This is a genomic window from Acidovorax sp. LjRoot204 (assembly GCF_056175785.1).
In genome coordinates this window covers 1-15,768 of the sequence record NZ_JBGFFF010000110.1, presented here as the reverse complement: position 1 = coordinate 15,768, position 15,768 = coordinate 1, and the positions used below count along the sequence as shown (strand labels likewise).

General features: G+C 64.4%; 14 protein-coding genes and 1 tRNA gene. 4 read left to right on the top strand and 11 right to left on the bottom strand.

Annotated features, from left to right (window positions below; genetic code table 11):
• The 10 genes from AC04MI_RS17670 to AC04MI_RS17625 all read right to left on the bottom strand — a co-directional run.
• Positions 1-1,813: SurA N-terminal domain-containing protein (locus AC04MI_RS17670; RefSeq protein WP_476498275.1), on the bottom strand; the 1,813-nt coding region annotated here is incomplete at its 3' end.
• A 60-nt stretch (positions 1,814-1,873) separates the two neighbouring features.
• Positions 1,874-1,949, bottom strand: a tRNA-Val gene (locus AC04MI_RS17665).
• 15 nt (positions 1,950-1,964) lie between these two features.
• On the bottom strand, positions 1,965-2,237 hold the full coding sequence (locus tag AC04MI_RS17660; protein WP_008906675.1) for an HU family DNA-binding protein: 273 nt from the start codon (positions 2,235-2,237) through the stop codon (positions 1,965-1,967).
• A 301-nt stretch (positions 2,238-2,538) separates the two neighbouring features.
• Positions 2,539-3,633, bottom strand: coding sequence for a tartrate dehydrogenase (locus AC04MI_RS17655; RefSeq protein WP_476498274.1), 1,095 nt, complete (start codon positions 3,631-3,633; stop codon positions 2,539-2,541).
• Between the two features lie 70 nt (positions 3,634-3,703).
• Positions 3,704-4,270, bottom strand: coding sequence for a CDP-diacylglycerol--glycerol-3-phosphate 3-phosphatidyltransferase (pgsA, locus tag AC04MI_RS17650; protein WP_476498273.1), 567 nt, complete (start codon positions 4,268-4,270; stop codon positions 3,704-3,706).
• Between the two features lie 45 nt (positions 4,271-4,315).
• On the bottom strand, positions 4,316-6,319 hold the full coding sequence (locus AC04MI_RS17645; protein ID WP_476498272.1) for an excinuclease ABC subunit UvrC: 2,004 nt from the start codon (positions 6,317-6,319) through the stop codon (positions 4,316-4,318).
• 108 nt (positions 6,320-6,427) lie between these two features.
• The gene (locus tag AC04MI_RS17640) at positions 6,428-7,411 is read right to left on the bottom strand and encodes a Bug family tripartite tricarboxylate transporter substrate binding protein (protein WP_395453964.1); all 984 of its coding nucleotides are present in this window, start codon (positions 7,409-7,411) and stop codon (positions 6,428-6,430) included.
• An 80-nt stretch (positions 7,412-7,491) separates the two neighbouring features.
• Entirely contained in the window at positions 7,492-8,472 is a 981-nt protein-coding gene (locus AC04MI_RS17635; RefSeq protein ID WP_395453962.1) for a Bug family tripartite tricarboxylate transporter substrate binding protein, read from the bottom strand.
• A gap of 46 nt (positions 8,473-8,518) precedes the next feature.
• Complete coding sequence (locus AC04MI_RS17630) at positions 8,519-9,499, bottom strand: hydroxymethylglutaryl-CoA lyase (RefSeq protein WP_436074914.1); 981 nt, start codon at positions 9,497-9,499, stop codon at positions 8,519-8,521.
• Positions 9,496-10,701, bottom strand: coding sequence for a CaiB/BaiF CoA transferase family protein (locus AC04MI_RS17625; RefSeq protein WP_436077003.1), 1,206 nt, complete (start codon positions 10,699-10,701; stop codon positions 9,496-9,498). Before AC04MI_RS17625 ends, AC04MI_RS17630 begins: the two co-directional genes overlap by 4 nt.
• A 141-nt stretch (positions 10,702-10,842) precedes the next feature.
• Between AC04MI_RS17625 and AC04MI_RS17620 the strand changes: the two genes are divergently transcribed.
• The 3 genes from AC04MI_RS17620 to efp all read left to right on the top strand — a co-directional run bounded on the left by AC04MI_RS17620 (position 10,843) and on the right by efp (position 13,573).
• Positions 10,843-11,739, top strand: a complete 897-nt coding sequence (locus tag AC04MI_RS17620; RefSeq protein ID WP_436077002.1) for a LysR family transcriptional regulator — start codon at positions 10,843-10,845, stop codon at positions 11,737-11,739.
• Positions 11,736-12,878, top strand: a complete 1,143-nt coding sequence (gene earP / locus AC04MI_RS17615; protein ID WP_476498271.1) for an elongation factor P maturation arginine rhamnosyltransferase EarP — start codon at positions 11,736-11,738, stop codon at positions 12,876-12,878. The genes AC04MI_RS17620 and earP overlap by 4 nt, the downstream gene beginning before the upstream one ends.
• A gap of 140 nt (positions 12,879-13,018) precedes the next feature.
• Positions 13,019-13,573, top strand: coding sequence for an elongation factor P (efp, locus tag AC04MI_RS17610; RefSeq protein ID WP_476498270.1), 555 nt, complete (start codon positions 13,019-13,021; stop codon positions 13,571-13,573).
• A 138-nt stretch (positions 13,574-13,711) separates the two neighbouring features.
• Here efp and rimO read toward each other — a convergent pair whose 3' ends face one another.
• On the bottom strand, positions 13,712-15,106 hold the full coding sequence (gene rimO / locus AC04MI_RS17605; protein ID WP_476498269.1) for a 30S ribosomal protein S12 methylthiotransferase RimO: 1,395 nt from the start codon (positions 15,104-15,106) through the stop codon (positions 13,712-13,714).
• On the opposite strand from rimO, the gene AC04MI_RS17600 reads away from it, so the two are divergent.
• On the top strand, positions 15,105-15,768 hold a 664-nt coding region (locus tag AC04MI_RS17600), incomplete at its 3' end, for a recombinase family protein (RefSeq protein ID WP_476498268.1). The two genes, rimO and AC04MI_RS17600, sit on opposite strands and share 2 nt — an antisense overlap.

Here is a 15,768-nt window from a genome sequence, read left to right as displayed (position 1 = left end):
GCACGTATTGTTGGCGCTCCTGCTGCGCACGCTGCGCGTCCGGTGCCTGGCGCGGCACGACGCGGTTGACCTTGACCACGGCATAACCCGCAGCGCCCAAATCCACCCCCGTCCAGCCTGGCAGCGCTTCGGACGGAGCCCGCAGCGCGGCGTCGATCAGGGCACGCGGCAGGTTCTGGGTCTGTTCGCGGGAGACTTCGGTCGCTGCGGCCAAGCCTGTGGCAGAAGACGGGGCAGCCTTCCATGCATTGAGCTTGGCCTCGCCTTCCTTGCGTGCGAGTTCGGCAGATTTCTCAGCCACATACAAGGTGCGAACACGGGCCTTCACTTCGTCATAGGGCAGTGTCAATGCAGGGGTGTAGGTGGTCACACGACCGGCAGCCATCTGGCTGGGACCCACTTCCACCGCCTCGGTGTTGCGCTTGTTCTGCAGCGAGTCGGTCGCAAAAAGTGCTTCGAGGAACTTGGCGTTGGCCAGAGGGCCCTTGGCACCTGCGGCAGGGGTCCGGGTCACGCCCTTGGCAGTCTGGATCTTCAGCTTGAGCTTGTCGGCCACGGGCTGGAGGCTGTCTGCCTGCTCATACACACCGTTGGTGAAGGACTCTGCCACCTCGGCAAACTTGCGCTGCGCCTGCTGCTGCTTGAGCTCTGCTTCCATGGTGGGGCGCAGTTCTTCGAAGCTGGGCTGGCGGGGTGTCTTGATGTCGGTGAGCTGGATGATGTGATAACCAAACTCGGTTTCCACCAGATCACTGATTTCGCCCTTTTTCAGCGCAAACGCAGCTTCTTCAAAGGGCTTGACCATCGCACCCCGGGCAAAGAAGTTCAGGTCTCCGCCCGCAACGGCCGAGCCCTTGTCGTCAGAGGATTTCTTGGCCACATCAGCAAAGCTGCCGGGAGCCTTGCGCACCTGGGCCAGCAGTTCAGTGGCACGGGCCTTGGCCTTCTCGCGGTCCGCGGCGGATGCATCCTTGGGAGCGTTTACCAGGATGTGGCTGGCGCGGCGCTCTTCCTTCGCCGTCATGCGAGCCACATTCTCTTTGTAGTAAGTACGCAGGTCGTCTTCACCCAGGGTGATGGACGCCCGCACGCTGTCGAGATCCAGCACCACGTATTCGATGGCTGCCTGTTCCAGTTGCTGGAACAGGGCGGGATGGGCCTTGTAGTAGGCCTCCAGGTCTGCATCTGTCGGGGTGACTTTGCTGGCGAAGTCGGCAGCGTTGAATCGGGCCACCTGGATCTCGCGGCGCTCGTACAAAGCGTCGAGCGCGAGCTTGACCTGGGCATCGGCGCCAAATGCAGTGCTCATCACGCCACCCATCACTTGGTTCACCGAGATGTCGCGGCGCACATTGGCTTCGAAACCTTCGGGCGTCAGGCCTTGAGCAGCGACCAGTGCGCGATAGGCATCGGCGTCCAGCGTACCGTCCGGGCGCTTGAGTCCCGCAATGGCGGGAATCTCCTGCAGGCTGCGGGCCAGACGCGCATCGCTGGTCACGAGGTGCATCTTTTGCGCGGCAGCCGCAAGCACACGGTCACGCACCAGGCGCTCCAGCGTGGCATACCGGGCGCTGGGAGAATCCAGCAACTTGGGATCGACCGAGGGAGACTGGGCGCGAATGCGGTCTGTCTCCATGCGATGGGCATTGTCCCAGTCCGTCTGGTTGATGTTGTTGCCATCGACACGGRCTACCACAGGGCTCTTTTCAGAGAAATAGTTGCGGTCGATGCCTACCAGCACAAACGAAGGAATGATCAGCAAGAACAAGAARATCATSACGATCTTGGAGTGCTTGCGGATGGATTCAAACATGGTCGATCTTTCAGAAGGCAAAAAACAAAAGGCGAACTTGCGTTCGCCTTTGTTCGGTGATGGTGGGTCCTGACGGTCTCGAACCGCCGACCTACTCCGTGTAAAGGAGCCGCTCTACCAACTGAGCTAAGGACCCCACCTAAACTGATCCTCAGTTCAAGGCATCTTTCAATGCCTTGCCAGGACGGAACTTCGGAACTTTAGCAGCTTTGATTTTAATCGTAGCGCCAGTACGGGGATTGCGACCGGTACGGGCAGCACGCTTGCCCACAGCGAAGGTACCGAAACCGACGAGCGACACGGTGCCGCCCTTCTTGAGAGTCTTCTTGACAGCCTCGATCGTGGATTCCAGGGCACGCGCAGCAGCGGCCTTGGAGATGTCGGCGTTGGTAGCGATGTGCTCAATCAATTCGGTTTTGTTCACAAGAAGCCTCTCGAAAAAGAGTTAATGGAATGTCTCGAGGATATCTGGTCTTCACACGCCTGGAAGCACAGCCGTGGGCTGGTGGAGAACAGGCGGGGGAATGACTGGCATACACAGCAGTGGCTGCTGCATCAGATTAAAGCCATCGAGTTTCAGAGTGTCAATACAACACGCTGTTTTGCGCCAGCGTTGTTTTGAATTCTAGTCGTATTTCACGCTGCGACAGGGCTTGGCGGGGGTTTTTGTCTCAAACACGCCGTATCGGCAGCACTCCGTATTGACACCCCGCAGCCAGCCGTACTCAACGAGCAGCGAGTGCCTGAGCGATGGCTTTTGCCACGTCCTGCGTACTGCCCGTGCCGCCCAGGTCCGGGGTGCGCGGAGCACCACTGCCGGGTTGCAACACGGCTTCGATAGAGGCCAGAACGGCGTCGTGCGCGGCGCGATAACCCAGGAASTCSAGCATCATYGCGCCGCACCAGATCTGYCCGATGGGGTTGGCGATGCCCTTGCCCGCGATGTCGGGCGCCGARCCRTGCACSGGCTCRAACAGCGASGGCRTGGTGCGCKYGGGGTTGAGGTTGGCGCTGGGCGCRATGCCGATRGTGCCGGTGCACGCAGGTCCSAGGTCSGASAGGATGTCGCCAAACAGGTTGCTGGCGACCACTACATCAAAGAAGTCCGGCCGCTGCACGAAGTGGGCGGTGAGGATGTCGATGTGGAACTTGTCCACCGTCACATCGGGRTAGGCCTTKGCCATYTCGGCAACGCGCTCGTCCCAGTASGGCATGGTGATGGMRATGCCGTTSGACTTGGTSGCGCTGGTCAGGTGCTTCTTGGGGCGCGAYTGSGCMAGYTCRAACGCAAACTTSAGCACGCGGTCSACGCCSWSGCGCGACATCACKGTYTCCTGCAYSACGATCTCRCGCGGAGTGCCTTCGTACATGCGGCCACCGATGCTGGAGTATTCACCTTCGGTGTTCTCGCGCACGATCAGCATGTCGATCTCGCCGGGCAGGCGCGGGCTGCCGTCACGGCGCACCACAGGGGCGATCACGCCTGGCATGAGGCGCGCGGGCCGAAGGTTGATGTACTGATCGAACTCGCGGCGGAACAGSAGCAGCGAGCCCCAGAGCGAGACATGGTCGGCRATCTTSTCGGGCCAGCCSACCGCRCCGAAGTARATGGCMTCATGGCCGCCGATCTGGTCCTTCCAGTTGTCGGGCARCATCTTGCCGTGCTTTTCGTAGTAGTCCCAGCTCGAAAAGTCGAAGTGGTCGAAATGCAGGTCAATGCCAAACTTGCGGGCGGCCTCGTCCAGAACGCGGAGGCCCTCGGGCATGACCTCTTTGCCAATGCCGTCACCGGCAATGACTGCAATGCGATGCTTCGCCATTCAGATGCTCCTGAAAATATAGCTGCCTGCGCTTATTCATCCAGCGCTCCAGGCATCAAAGACTTGAAAACTATTTGACGCGTGCCCGGATCTCGGGCAACGCCTTCTGCAGGTAGTACACCATCGACCAGACGGTGAGCACCGCCGAGGCCCAGATGAGCCAGGTGCCCCACACGCCGGTATCGATCACGCCAAACAGGCGCCCGTCGTACAGCAGAAAGGGGATGGCCAGCATCTGCACSGTGGTCTTGACCTTGCCGATCATGTGCACSGCCACGCTCTTGCTSGCGCCGATCTGCGCCATCCACTCGCGCAGSGCCGAGATSGCGATCTCGCGGCCGATGATGATSAGSGCCACRAACACGTCGGCRCGKTKCAGGTGCACCAGCACCAGSAGCGASGCRCASACCAGRAACTTGTCGGCCACCGGRTCCAGRAARGCSCCGAAGGMCGAGGTCTGGTTGAGCTTGCGGGCCAGGTAGCCATCCAGCCAGTCGGTGGCCGCGAACACCACGAACATCACGGTGGCGATGAGATTGCGCGTGGCCGGGTCCAGCGGTGCGTAGAACACCCCCACGATCAAAGGTATCGCGACGATGCGCGTCCAGGTCATCAAGGTGGGGATAGTCCAGAACATGGCGGCGATTGTGTCACGGCGCGGCCGTGGAACGGCACATGGGGCTTATCTCAATGCCTTGTAAATTTCTTCTGCCAATTCACGCGATATGCCATCCACCGTGGCGAGGTCCTCCACGCTGGCCGATGCCACGCCCCGTACCCCGCCAAACCGTTGCAATAACCGCGCGCGCTTCTTGGGGCCCACACCCGCGATTTCTTCGAGTTGCCCCCCGCCAACGCGCACCTTGGCACGGGCCGCGCGCATGCCGGTGATGGCAAAGCGGTGCGCCTCATCGCGGATCTGCGCCACCAGCATGAGCGCGGCCGAATCCTTGCCCAGGTAGACCTTTTCGCGCCCGTCGGCAAACACCAGCTCYTCSAGSCCCACCTTGCGGCCCTCGCCCTTCTCGACCCCCACGATGCGGGTCAGGTCCAGCCCCAGTGCCGTGAACACCTCACGCGCCACGCCCACCTGGCCCTTGCCGCCGTCGATGAGCACCAGGTCAGGCAGGCGCGCCTGCCCCTTGGGACGGGCTGCGGCTTGCGCCTCGGGCGATTGCGCATAGTCGATGCCGCCCTCCTCGCGCTGCGCCTCCACCACCTTGCTGTAGCGGCGCGTAAGCACCTGGCGCATGGCGGCATAGTCGTCGCCGSSGGTGATGCCYTCGATSTTGTAGCGGCGGTATTCGCKGYTCTGCATCKTGTGGTGSTSRAACACCACRCACGAKGCCTGSGTGGMCTCGCCYGCSGTGTGCGAGATGTCGAAACACTCGATGGTGAGCTGGTCCAGGTCTTCGGGCGGCAGATCCAGCGCCTCGGCCAGCGCCCGCGTGCGGGCCTGCTGCGAGCCCTCCTCGGCCAGCAGACGGGCCAGTTGCAGATCGGCGTTTTTCTGCGCCATGTCCAGCCACGCGCGGCGCTGTTCGCGCGGCTGGTGGATAGCGTTCACGCGCAAGCCACTTTGTTCGGTCAGCGCGTCCAGCAAGGCCTTGTCCACCGGCACACTGGTCACCAGCAGCGGTGGCACGGGCACACCGATGTAGTGCTGGGCAATGAAGGCCTCSAGCACCAGGGCCTCCACGGGGCGAACCGGACGAGACGGGGTAGCCACGGTTTCATCCGCGCCCTCCCCGCCTTCTTCTTCAAACACCGCCGCAGCGTCCTCGACATGCACCGGGAAATACGGCCGGTCGCCCAGGTGGCGGCCACCGCGCACCATGGCCAGGTTCACGCAGGCGCGGCCGCCCTGCACGCGCACCGCCAGGATGTCCACATCCTTGTCATCCACCGTCTCTATGGACTGCTGGTGCAGCACGCGCGACAGCGCCTGGATCTGGTTGCGCACCTCGGCAGCCTGCTCAAACTCCAGCTTGTCGGAGTGCGCCATCATGCGCGCCTCCAGCGCCTGCAGCAGCTCCTGCGTTTCGCCGCGCAGCAATGCCTCGGCGTGCTGCACGTCAGCCGCATAGGCCTCGGGCGWGATSAAGYCCACGCAGGGSCCGGTGCAGCGCTTGATCTGGTACAGCAGGCAGGGCCGTGTGCGGTTGGCRWACACCGTGTCTTCGCAGGTGCGCAGCCKGAACACCTTYTGCAGCAGCTGRATGGWYTCCTTCACCGCCCAGGCGCTSGGGTAGGGSCCRAAGTAGCGGTGCTTCTTGTCSACCGCGCCSCGGTAGTAGGCCAKGCGCGGAAACACCTGGCCCGGCGCATCGCCCCGCGTGTGGGCGCCCGGTGTGCCGGTGATCTTSAGGTAGGGATAGCTCTTGTCGTCGCGGAACAGGATGTTGWASYKSGGSTTSARCGTCTTGATGAGRTTGTTYTCSAGCARSAGCGCCTCGGCCTCGGAGCGCACCACSGTGGTCTCCATGCGCACGATCTTGCTGAYCATGTGRCCGATGCGYGTGCCGCCATGGTTCTTCTGGAAGTAGCTGGACACCCGTCGCTTGAGGTTGAGCGCCTTGCCCACATACAACAGCGCATCCTGCGCGTCGAAATAGCGGTACACACCCGGCAGCGCGGGCAGCGCAGCCACCTGCGCCAGGAGTTCTTCGGAATGCACATCAGACATGGCGCGTATTGTGGCCCCGCGCGCAGCCTGCCCAATTCACTATCAAATAAATAGCTGCTAGCGCTTAACCATCAAGCGCCAGCGGCCATTTTCATCAAAACACCCGAATCATTCCGCCTCGATCTTCGAGGTCTTCACCACCGTGGCCCAGTTGGCCAGATCGGCCTTCACCTTGTCACCCAGCTGCGCAGGGGTCTGGTAGTCGGCCGTGGCACCCTGCTCCTGCGCCTTTTGCTGGAAAGCCGGGTTCTGCACCACGGTGCGGATGTCGGCCGTCAGCTTGTCCACCACGGCCTTGGGCACGGCGGCCGGGGCGAACACGGCAAACCATGAGGTGGCATCGACCTTGGGGTAGCCCGCCTCTGCGGTGGTGGGCACATCGGGCAGGCTGGGCAGGCGCTGCTTGCCCGTTACGGCCAGCACGCGCAGCTTGCCGCTGGCGATGTGGGGCATGAACGGCGGTGCAGTGCCAAAGGTCAGGTCCACCTGGCCGCCCAGCAGGTCCTGCAGCGCCGGGCCCGTGCCTTTGTAGGGCACGTGGACCATCTTGATGGCGCCCTGCTGCTCCAGCATGGCACCGGTCACGTGCTGCAGCGAGCCGTTGCCCGACGAGGCGTAGTTGAGCTTGCCGGGATTGGCCTTGGCGTAGGCGATCAGCTCGGGCAGCGTTTTCACCGGCAGGTCGGCACGCACCACGATGATCTGCGGGGCCGAGATCACGTTGGCCACGGGCTGGAAGTCGCCTTGCTCCCACTGCTTTTGTTTGGTGATGTGGGGCGAGATGACGTGGTAGCCCGAGTACTGCATCAGCAACGTGTAGCCATCGGCCTCGGCCCGCTTGACGGCGCTGGCCGCAATGTTGCCGTTGCCCCCGCCCTTGTTGTCCACGATGACCGACTGACCCAGCACCGGCGCCAGGGCTTGCGCCAGCATGCGGGCCGACAGGTCGGTGGTGCCACCGGCGGCGGTGGGCACCACCATGGTGACGTTCTTGGACGGGTAAGCGCCCTGCGCCGCTGCGTGGCCGATGAAGCTGATGGTGGCCAGTGCGGCCAGGGCGAGGATGGTGAACTGCTTGCGGGTGGTTTTCATGAAAGGGATGTCTCCGTCGTTGTCGTTGTTGTCAAAAATCTGAGTTGCGAGAAGCAAAAAGGCGCAGAGAAAGCACCCGGTCAATCGACCGTCGCACCCGTGTCCTTGACCACGCGGCTCCACTTGGGCAGGTCGGACTGCACCAGCGCCGCCAGCTGCGTCGCCGTGCCCTTGAAGGGCTCGCAGCCAACGGTGGCCAGCTTGTCCACCACGTCCTTGTGCTCCAGCGCGCGCGCCACCTCGGCCTGCAGCTGCGCCACGATGGGCGCGGGCGTGCCAGCCGGGGCAAACAGCGCATACCAGGGCGCCTGGCCAAAACCCTTGATCGTCTCGCCAATGGTGGGCGCATCGGGCAGCGCGGCCACACGCTTTTCGTTGACCACGCCCAGCACCTTGAGCTTGCCCGCCTTGATGAACGCAATGGCCGACGGCAGGCTTTGCACCGACAGCGGCACCTGTCCGCCCACCACGTCGGTGGCGGCTGCAGCCGAACCCTTGTACGGAATGTGCTGCAGCTGGATGCCCGCCGCCTTTTGCAGCATCTCGCCGATCAGGTGGTTCAGCGTGCCGTTGCCTGCCGAGGCAATCGCATATTTGCCCGGGTTGGCCTTCGCCAAAGCCACCATTTCGGCCACGGTGTTGGCCGGGAAGGATGGATGCGCCACCAGCACATAGCCCGCCGTGGCCACGGGCGCCACGGGTGCGAAGTCCTTGACCGGGTCAAAGCCCGGGTTCTTGTACAGCGCAGGGCCGATCACATGGGCGCTGTCGGCCGTGAGCAGCAGCGTGTAGCCATCGTTGCGCGCACGGGCTGTGGTGCCGGTGGCGAGGGTGCCGCCCGCACCAGGGCGGTTGTCCACGATCACGCTCTGGCCCATTTGTTCGCTGAGTTTTTGCGCCACCACGCGCGCAATGGCGTCGTTGGCGCCACCCGCAGCCTGGGGCACCACCACGGTGATGGGCTTGGAGGGGTATTTGTCCTGCGCGCCCGCTGCGAAGGCAGCGGAGCACAGCACGGCGGCGGTGAAGATGCGGCGGGACAGTGGGGCGGGGAAGGTCATGGCTTTTGTCTCCTGGTGTTATGTATGAATGCAGGCTCGCCCGCATTCAGCGGGCCAGCGCTCTTTCGCGGATCGCCTCGAAATCGGCAGGCACCGGGTGCAGCGCCAGGCGCGGGCCCGCCTTGGCGATTTGGCTGGGAATGTCGTGGCCGATCAACGCAGGCAGTTGCTGCGCCGCCGCCACCAGTTGTGCCAGATCCACCCCGGTGTCATAGCCCATCAGCGCCAGCGCATGCACGATCTCCTCGCTGCACACATTGCCGCTGGCGCCCGGCGCATAGGGGCAGCCGCCCAGGCCGCCCAGCGAGGCATCGAACCGGTCCGCACCCGCGTCGATGGCCGCCAGCACATTGGCCAGCCCCATGCCACGCGTGTTGTGGAAATGCAGGGTGAACTCCACCCCCGGCCAGCGCGCGCGGGCTGCCGCGGTGAGCTGGTGCACCTGCGTGGGGTAGGCCATGCCCGTGGTATCGCACAGCGTGATGCCACGCGCGCCCCGATCCACAAAGCGCTGCACCCAGCCGAACACGTTGGCCTGGGCCACATCGCCCTCCATGGGGCAGCCGAAAACACACGACAGCGACACATTCACCGCCACGTTGGCACCCTGCGCCAGGGCCACCACCTGCGCCAGCGCCGCGAACGACTGTTCCTGCGTCATGCGCAGGTTGGCCAGGTTGTGCGTGGCACTCACCGACATGACGAGGTTCAGCTCATCCGTGCGCGACTCGATGGCGCGCTCGGCGCCGCGCAGGTTGGGCACCAGGGCGGTGTAGACCGTGCCGGGGCGGCGCGTGATCTCGCGCATCACGATCTCGGCGTCTTTGAGCGCAGGAATGGCCGTGGGCGAGGTGAACGAAGTCACCTCGATCTTGGCCAGGCCCGCCGCCGACAGTGCGTTGCACAGCGCAATTTTGTCGGCCGAGGGCACAAAGGCCTTTTCCATCTGCAGGCCGTCGCGCAGGCCGACTTCCTGCATGTGGATGCGGCGGCCTGCACCCTGCCACACCGTGTTGGATGCACTCATTGAATCACCCCCTTGCTGCGCAGCAGCGCGATCTGTTCGGCCGTCAAACCCGCCTCGGCCAGCACCGTATCGGTGTCGTCGCCCAGATGCGGCGCGCTGCTGCGGATGCTGCCCGGCGTGGCCGAGAGCTTGGGCACGATGCCGGGCACTTCTACGCTGTAGCCGTCGCGTGTCTGCTGGGTCAGCAGCATGTCGCGGGCGCGGTAGTGCGGGTCTTCGGCAATGTCTTTGGCGGTGTAGACCTTGCCCGCTGGCACGCGGGCAGCGCCCAATGCATCCAGCACCTGCTGCACAGTGCGCTGCGCGCTCCAGGCGCCAATCGCAGCGTCGATCTCTTCCACCCGCGCCACGCGGCCGGTGTTGTTGGCCAGGTCCGGCGCGGCGCCCAGGTCGGGCCTGCCAATCGCATCCATCAGCCGCTTGAAGATGCTGTCGCCATTTCCCGCCACCAGCACCCAGCCATCCGTGCAGGGGTAGGCGTTGCTCGGTGCAATGCCCGGCAGCGCGCTGCCTGCGGCCTCGCGCACGGCACCAAAGGCGCTGTATTCGGGGATCAGGCTTTCCATCACATTGAACACCGCCTCGTGCAGCGCCACGTCAATCACCTGGCCTTTGCCACCGTTGACCTTGCAGTGGTACAGCGCCGTGAGCACGCCGATGGTGCCGTGCAGCGCCGCCAGCGTGTCACCAATCGACACCCCCACACGCACCGGCACGCGGCCGGGCTCGCCCGTCAGGTGGCGCAGGCCGCCCATGGCTTCGCCGATGGCGCCAAAGCCTGGCAGGTCGCGGTACGGCCCCGTCTGGCCGTAGCCCGAGATGCGGAGCATGACCAGGCCGGGGTTGAGCGCATGCAGTTCCTCGGGCGACATGCCCCAGCCTTCCAGCGTGCCGGGGCGGAAATTCTCGACCAGAACATCGGCCTCGGCGATCAGCTGGCGAGCGATGTCCTGCCCCTCCTTTTGCCGCAGGTCCAGCGCCACCGAGCGCTTGTTGCGCGACTGCACCTGCCACCAGACAGAAGTGCCTTCCTTGATCAGGCGCCAGTTGCGCAGCGGGTCGCCGGTCTCGGGAGCCTCGATCTTGATCACATCGGCGCCAAACTCGCCCAGCGTCTTGCCGCAGAAAGGCCCGGCAATGAGCTGGCCCATTTCGATGACGCGCACGCCTTGCAACGCGGCGGGGGAAGCAATGGAATCCATGGGTGGGGTTATCTCCTGCGGCCAGCCCCACGCCAGGGCGGCTCGGGGCGAATGATGCGCAGGGTGTGCGGGGCCGTAAATCGCTCAAGCAACAAGATGCCATCGCAAACCGGCATGGCAGCTTGTTACCATCAGGCCCCCATGAAACTTGACCCCGTCTCCCTGCGCCTGTTTGTGGCTGTGATGGAAGAAAGCACCATCGCTGCCGCCGCCGCGCGCGAGCACCTGGCCGCCTCGGCCGTGAGCCGCCGCCTGGCCGACCTGGAAGACGCGTTGCACGTGTCACTGTTCACCCGCAGCAACAAGGGCACCGAGCCCACGGCCGCCGCATTTGCCCTGCTGAACCTGGCGCGCGGCGTGCTGAATGACCTGGACGGCATCGCCACCCAGATGCGCGAATATGGCACCGGAGTGCGCGGCCACGTGCGCGTGGTGGCCAACATATCGGCCATCACGCAGTTTTTGCCGGGGGAACTGCAGAGCTTTCTGGCACAACACCCGCAGGTGGATGTGCGGCTGCAGGAGCAGATCAGCAGCGCGATTGCGCATTCCGTGGCCGAGAACGCGGCCGACGTGGGCATCCTGAACGAAGGCCACTACGGCGAGCGGGTGACGCTGCTGCCCTACCGCACCGACGAGCTGGTGCTGGTGGTACCCACCGGCCATGCGCTGGCGCGGCGCAAGTCCGTGCGGCTGGCAGACGCCCTGCCCTATGACTTTGTGGGCGCGCACCCCAACAGCGCCATCAACAACCAGCTCACCCGCGCATCCGCCGAGGCTGGCCTGCCGCTTCGGCTGCGCATGCAGGTCACCAGCTACGACGCGCTGTGCCTCATGGTCAACGCCGGCCTGGGTGTGGGCGTGATGCCGCGCGGCAGTGCGCGGCTGTACCAGGGCGCGCTGCAGATCCGCACCGTCACCCTGAACGAGCCCTGGGCCCACCGCCGCCTGTCGCTGTGCGTGCGGTCGGAAGAATCCCTCTCCACCGTGGCCCGGCTGCTGGTGGACCACTTGCGCACCCAGCCTGCCACACCATGACCCCCGACCGCCAGCCCCTGCAGTGGGATGTGTTCTGCCGCGTGATCGACAACTTTGGCGACATTGGCGTGTGCTGGCGTCTGGTCGCGCAGCTGGCCGCRCTGGGCCACCGCGTGCGCCTGTGGGTGGACGACGCCTCGGCGCTGCAATGGATGGCCCCTGGGGGCTGCCCCAGGGTGGAGGTGCRGCCCTGGGGCGCGCCGCCGCCGGGCCCCAACGAGCCGCCACCCGATGTGATGGTGGAGGCCTTCGGCTGCGATATTACTCCTGAATTCATAGCGTATAGCGCATATTCCACTAGCGCTTCTGGCCAAAATCGCTCCAAACCTGTCTGGATCAACCTGGAATACCTGTCTGCAGAGGCCTACGTCGCACGCACCCACCGCCTGCCGTCCCCCATCCTGTCCGGCCCGGCATCGGGGTGGACGCGCTGGTTTTTCTACCCCGGCTTCACCACCGGCACCGGCGGCCTCCTGCGCGAGCCCCATCTGATGGCGCGGCGCGAGGCTTTTGACCGCAGCGCCTGGCGCACGGAGCACCGGGCCATGTTTGGCAGGGGCGAAGAAATACCGGGTAGCCGCTGGGTGTCGCTGTTCTGCTACGAGCCCCCGGCGCTGGCCCACCTGCTGCAACAGTGTGCGCTGCAACCCACCGAGCTGCTGGTCACGCCTGGCCGCCCGGCTGCTGCTGTGCGGGCGACACTGGCCGAGCCCTCCGGGAACGAAGGAGGTCCGCAAGTGCATGACCAGCGGGGACTGCTGTCCTTGTCCTACCTTCCCCACCGCCCCCAGCCAGCGTTTGATGAGATGCTGTGGGCCTGCGACTTCAATGCGGTGCGGGGCGAGGACTCGCTGGTGCGTGCGCTGTGGGCGGGTCAGGCCTTTGTCTGGCAGATCTACCCACAGCACGACAACGCCCACCACGACAAGCTCTGGGCCTTTCTGGACTGGCTGCAGGCCCCTGCGTCACTGCGGCAGTTCCACGCGACCTGGAACGGGCTGGACGCCGCGCCGCTGCAATGGCCGGACGACAACACGCTGGCAGAGTGGACCGCCTGCACCCAGGCTGCCCGTGCGCGCCTGCTGACGCAGGACAACCTCGTCGCACAACTTTTGGGCTTTGTCGCCGAAAAACGGTAAAATCCGAGGCTTTGCGCAAATCAGGTGCGGCATGTCAGTGCCTGCTCCCCGCGCACTTTCGCCGCAGAACATGCACCGGCGCGCAAACCAGATGGTTTGCCAGCCCGCGCGTTGAGCGGCCCCAACCCAAGCAACTTGCTATGAAAATCGCTCAAGAAATCCGCGCCGGCAACGTCATCATGCACGGCAAGGACCCCATGGTGGTCCTGAAGACCGAATACGCCCGCGGCGGCCGCGGTGCAGCCACCGTGCGCATGAAGCTCAAGAGCCTGATCGGCAACTTCRGCACCGAAGTSGTGTTCAAGGCCGACGACAAGATCGACAACGTGATCCTGGACAAGAARGAGTGCACCTACTCCTACTTYGCCGAYCCSATGTACGTSTGCATGGACACCGAGTACAACCAGTACGAAGTSGAAGCCGARAACATGGGCGACKCSCTSAACTACCTSGAAGACGGCATGMCSGTSGAAGTGGTGTTCTAYGACGGCAAGGCCATCTCGGTCGAACTGCCSACCAGCGTCGAGCGCGAAATCACCTGGACGGAACCCGCCGTCAAGGGCGACACCTCCGGCAAGGTCATGAAGCCTGCCAAGATCGCCACCGGCTTCGAAGTGCCCGTGCCCCTGTTCGTCAGCCAAGGCGACAAGATCGAAATCGACACCCGCACTGGCGAATACCGCAAGCGCGTCTAAGGGCGGCAAGGGCTCGCAGCCCTCTCTCCCTCACAGGAGATCCCCCAAAGAAAAAGGCTTCCCTCGGGAAGCCTTTTTTATGATTCAGAGCCAATGCGCTAGTGCTGCATKGGTCCAACGCTACGAATTAAATAGCAATCAGATAGGTTGCGCCACCAGGTCGTGCCCCTGCACGCCCACGATACGTGCCTTGGTGAACTCCCCCACCTTGAGCTGCTTGCTGATCTTCTCGGGCGGCAGCAGCTGCACGGTGCCGTCGATCTCGGGCGCATCCGCATAAGTGCGGCCCACACCCCCTTTGCGGCCCAGGGCAGGTGCATGGTCCACCAGCACCTGCATGGTGGCACCCACCCGGCGCTGCAGCCTGGCGATCGAGACCTCTTCCGCCACCGCCATGAAGCGGGCACGGCGCTCTTCGCGCACTTCCATCGGCAGCATGCCGGGCAGCTCGTTGGCCGCAGCGCCATTCACATCGCTGTAGGCAAAGCAGCCCGCACGGTCAATCTGCGCCTCGCGCACGAAGTCGAGCAGGTGCTGGAACTCTTCCTCCGTCTCGCCCGGAAAGCCCGCAATGAAGGTGCTGCGGATGACCAGCTCGGGGCAGGCTTCGCGCCAGCGCAGGATGCGCTCCAGGTTGCGCTCGCCGCTGGCGGGGCGCTTCATGCGCTTCAATACGTCAGGGTGGCTGTGCTGGAAAGGCACGTCCAGGTACGGCAGCACCTTGCCCGTGGCCATGAGTGGGATCACTTCGTCCACGCTGGGGTACGGGTACACATAGTGCAGGCGCACCCAGGCGCCATAGGGCTCGGCAATCTCGCCCAGCGTCTGCACCAGCTCCAGCATGCGGGTCTTGACGGGCTTTCCGTCCCAGAAGCCCGTGCGGTACTTCACGTCCACGCCATAGGCCGAGGTGTCCTGGCTGATCACCAGCAACTCTTTCACACCACCTTCAAACAAGGCCTTGGCCTCGCTCAGCACGTCGCCAATGGGGCGCGACACCAGATCGCCGCGCATGGACGGGATGATGCAGAAGGTACAACGGTGGTTGCAGCCTTCGCTGATCTTGAGGTAAGCGTAGTGCTTGGGCGTGAGCTTGATGCCCGCGATGCCAAAGCTGCCGGGCACCAGGTCCACGAACGGGTCGTGGGGCTTGGGCAGGTTCAGGTGGACCGCATCCATCACCTCTTGCGTGGCATGGGGCCCGGTCACGGCCAGCACGCTGGGGTGCATCTGGCGCACCATGTTGCCGCCATCGTCACCCGTGCGGGCGCCCAGGCAGCCGGTGACGATGACCTTGCCGTTCTCGGCCAGGGCTTCGCCAATGGTGTCCAGGCTTTCTTTCACGGCATCGTCGATGAAGCCGCAGGTGTTGACGATGACCAGGTCGGCACCCTGGAAGGTCTTGGAGGTTTCGTAACCCTCGGCGCTCAGCTGCGTGAGGATCAGCTCGGAATCGGTCAGCGCCTTGGGGCATCCGAGGGATACCATACCTATACGCGGCGAGCGTGCTGGTTTTTCTATCGTTTCAGTCATGGTGGGGGCGATTGTGCAAGGTCTTGTCTATAGCTACATGCGGTTTTCTGATCCGCGCCAGGCCGCTGGCCACAGCAGAGAACGCCAGGAGGCATACGCCGCGAAGTGGGCAGCAGAGCACGGGCTGCAGCTGGACGACAAGCTCACGATGCTGGACGAAGGCCTGTCGGCCTACCACCAGCGRCACGTCAAATCGGGGGCGCTGGGGGCGTTCCTGGCGGGGGTTGAGGCCGGGCGGATCGCGTCTGGATCTGTGCTTGTCGTAGAGGGGCTAGACCGGCTCTCACGCGCCGAGCCGATCCAGGCCCAAGCGCAACTAGCCCAGATTGTAAATGCGGGCATCACAGTGGTCACCGCCAGCGACGGAAAGGCCTACAGCCGGGAGCGCCTGAAAGAGAACCCGATGGACCTGGTGTACAGCCTGCTGGTGATGATCCGGGCCCATGAGGAAAGCGACACCAAGAGCAAGCGGGTGAAGGCCAGCATTCGGCGGCTGTGCGAGGGATGGAAGGCGGGCACCTATCGCGGTCGGGTGCGCCAGGGGCACGACCCCGACTGGCTGCACGAGGCGCCAGGCGGGCCAAATGGGGGATGGGAGCTGGTGCCCGAGCGGGTGGAGGCTGTACGCCGGGCCATAGCGCTGTACGTGGACGGACAAGGTG

Coding starts and splice junctions, on each gene's coding strand:
- rimO (WP_476498269.1), bottom strand. CDS start 15,106: ATGACTGAAACGATAGAAAAACCAGCACGCTCGCCGCGTATAGGTATG.
- AC04MI_RS17630 (WP_436074914.1), bottom strand. CDS start 9,499: ATGAGTGCATCCAACACGGTGTGGCAGGGTGCAGGCCGCCGCATCCAC.
- AC04MI_RS17625 (WP_436077003.1), bottom strand. CDS start 10,701: ATGGATTCCATTGCTTCCCCCGCCGCGTTGCAAGGCGTGCGCGTCATC.
- AC04MI_RS17635 (WP_395453962.1), bottom strand. CDS start 8,472: ATGACCTTCCCCGCCCCACTGTCCCGCCGCATCTTCACCGCCGCCGTG.
- AC04MI_RS17620 (WP_436077002.1), top strand. CDS start 10,843: ATGAAACTTGACCCCGTCTCCCTGCGCCTGTTTGTGGCTGTGATGGAA.
- AC04MI_RS17640 (WP_395453964.1), bottom strand. CDS start 7,411: ATGAAAACCACCCGCAAGCAGTTCACCATCCTCGCCCTGGCCGCACTG.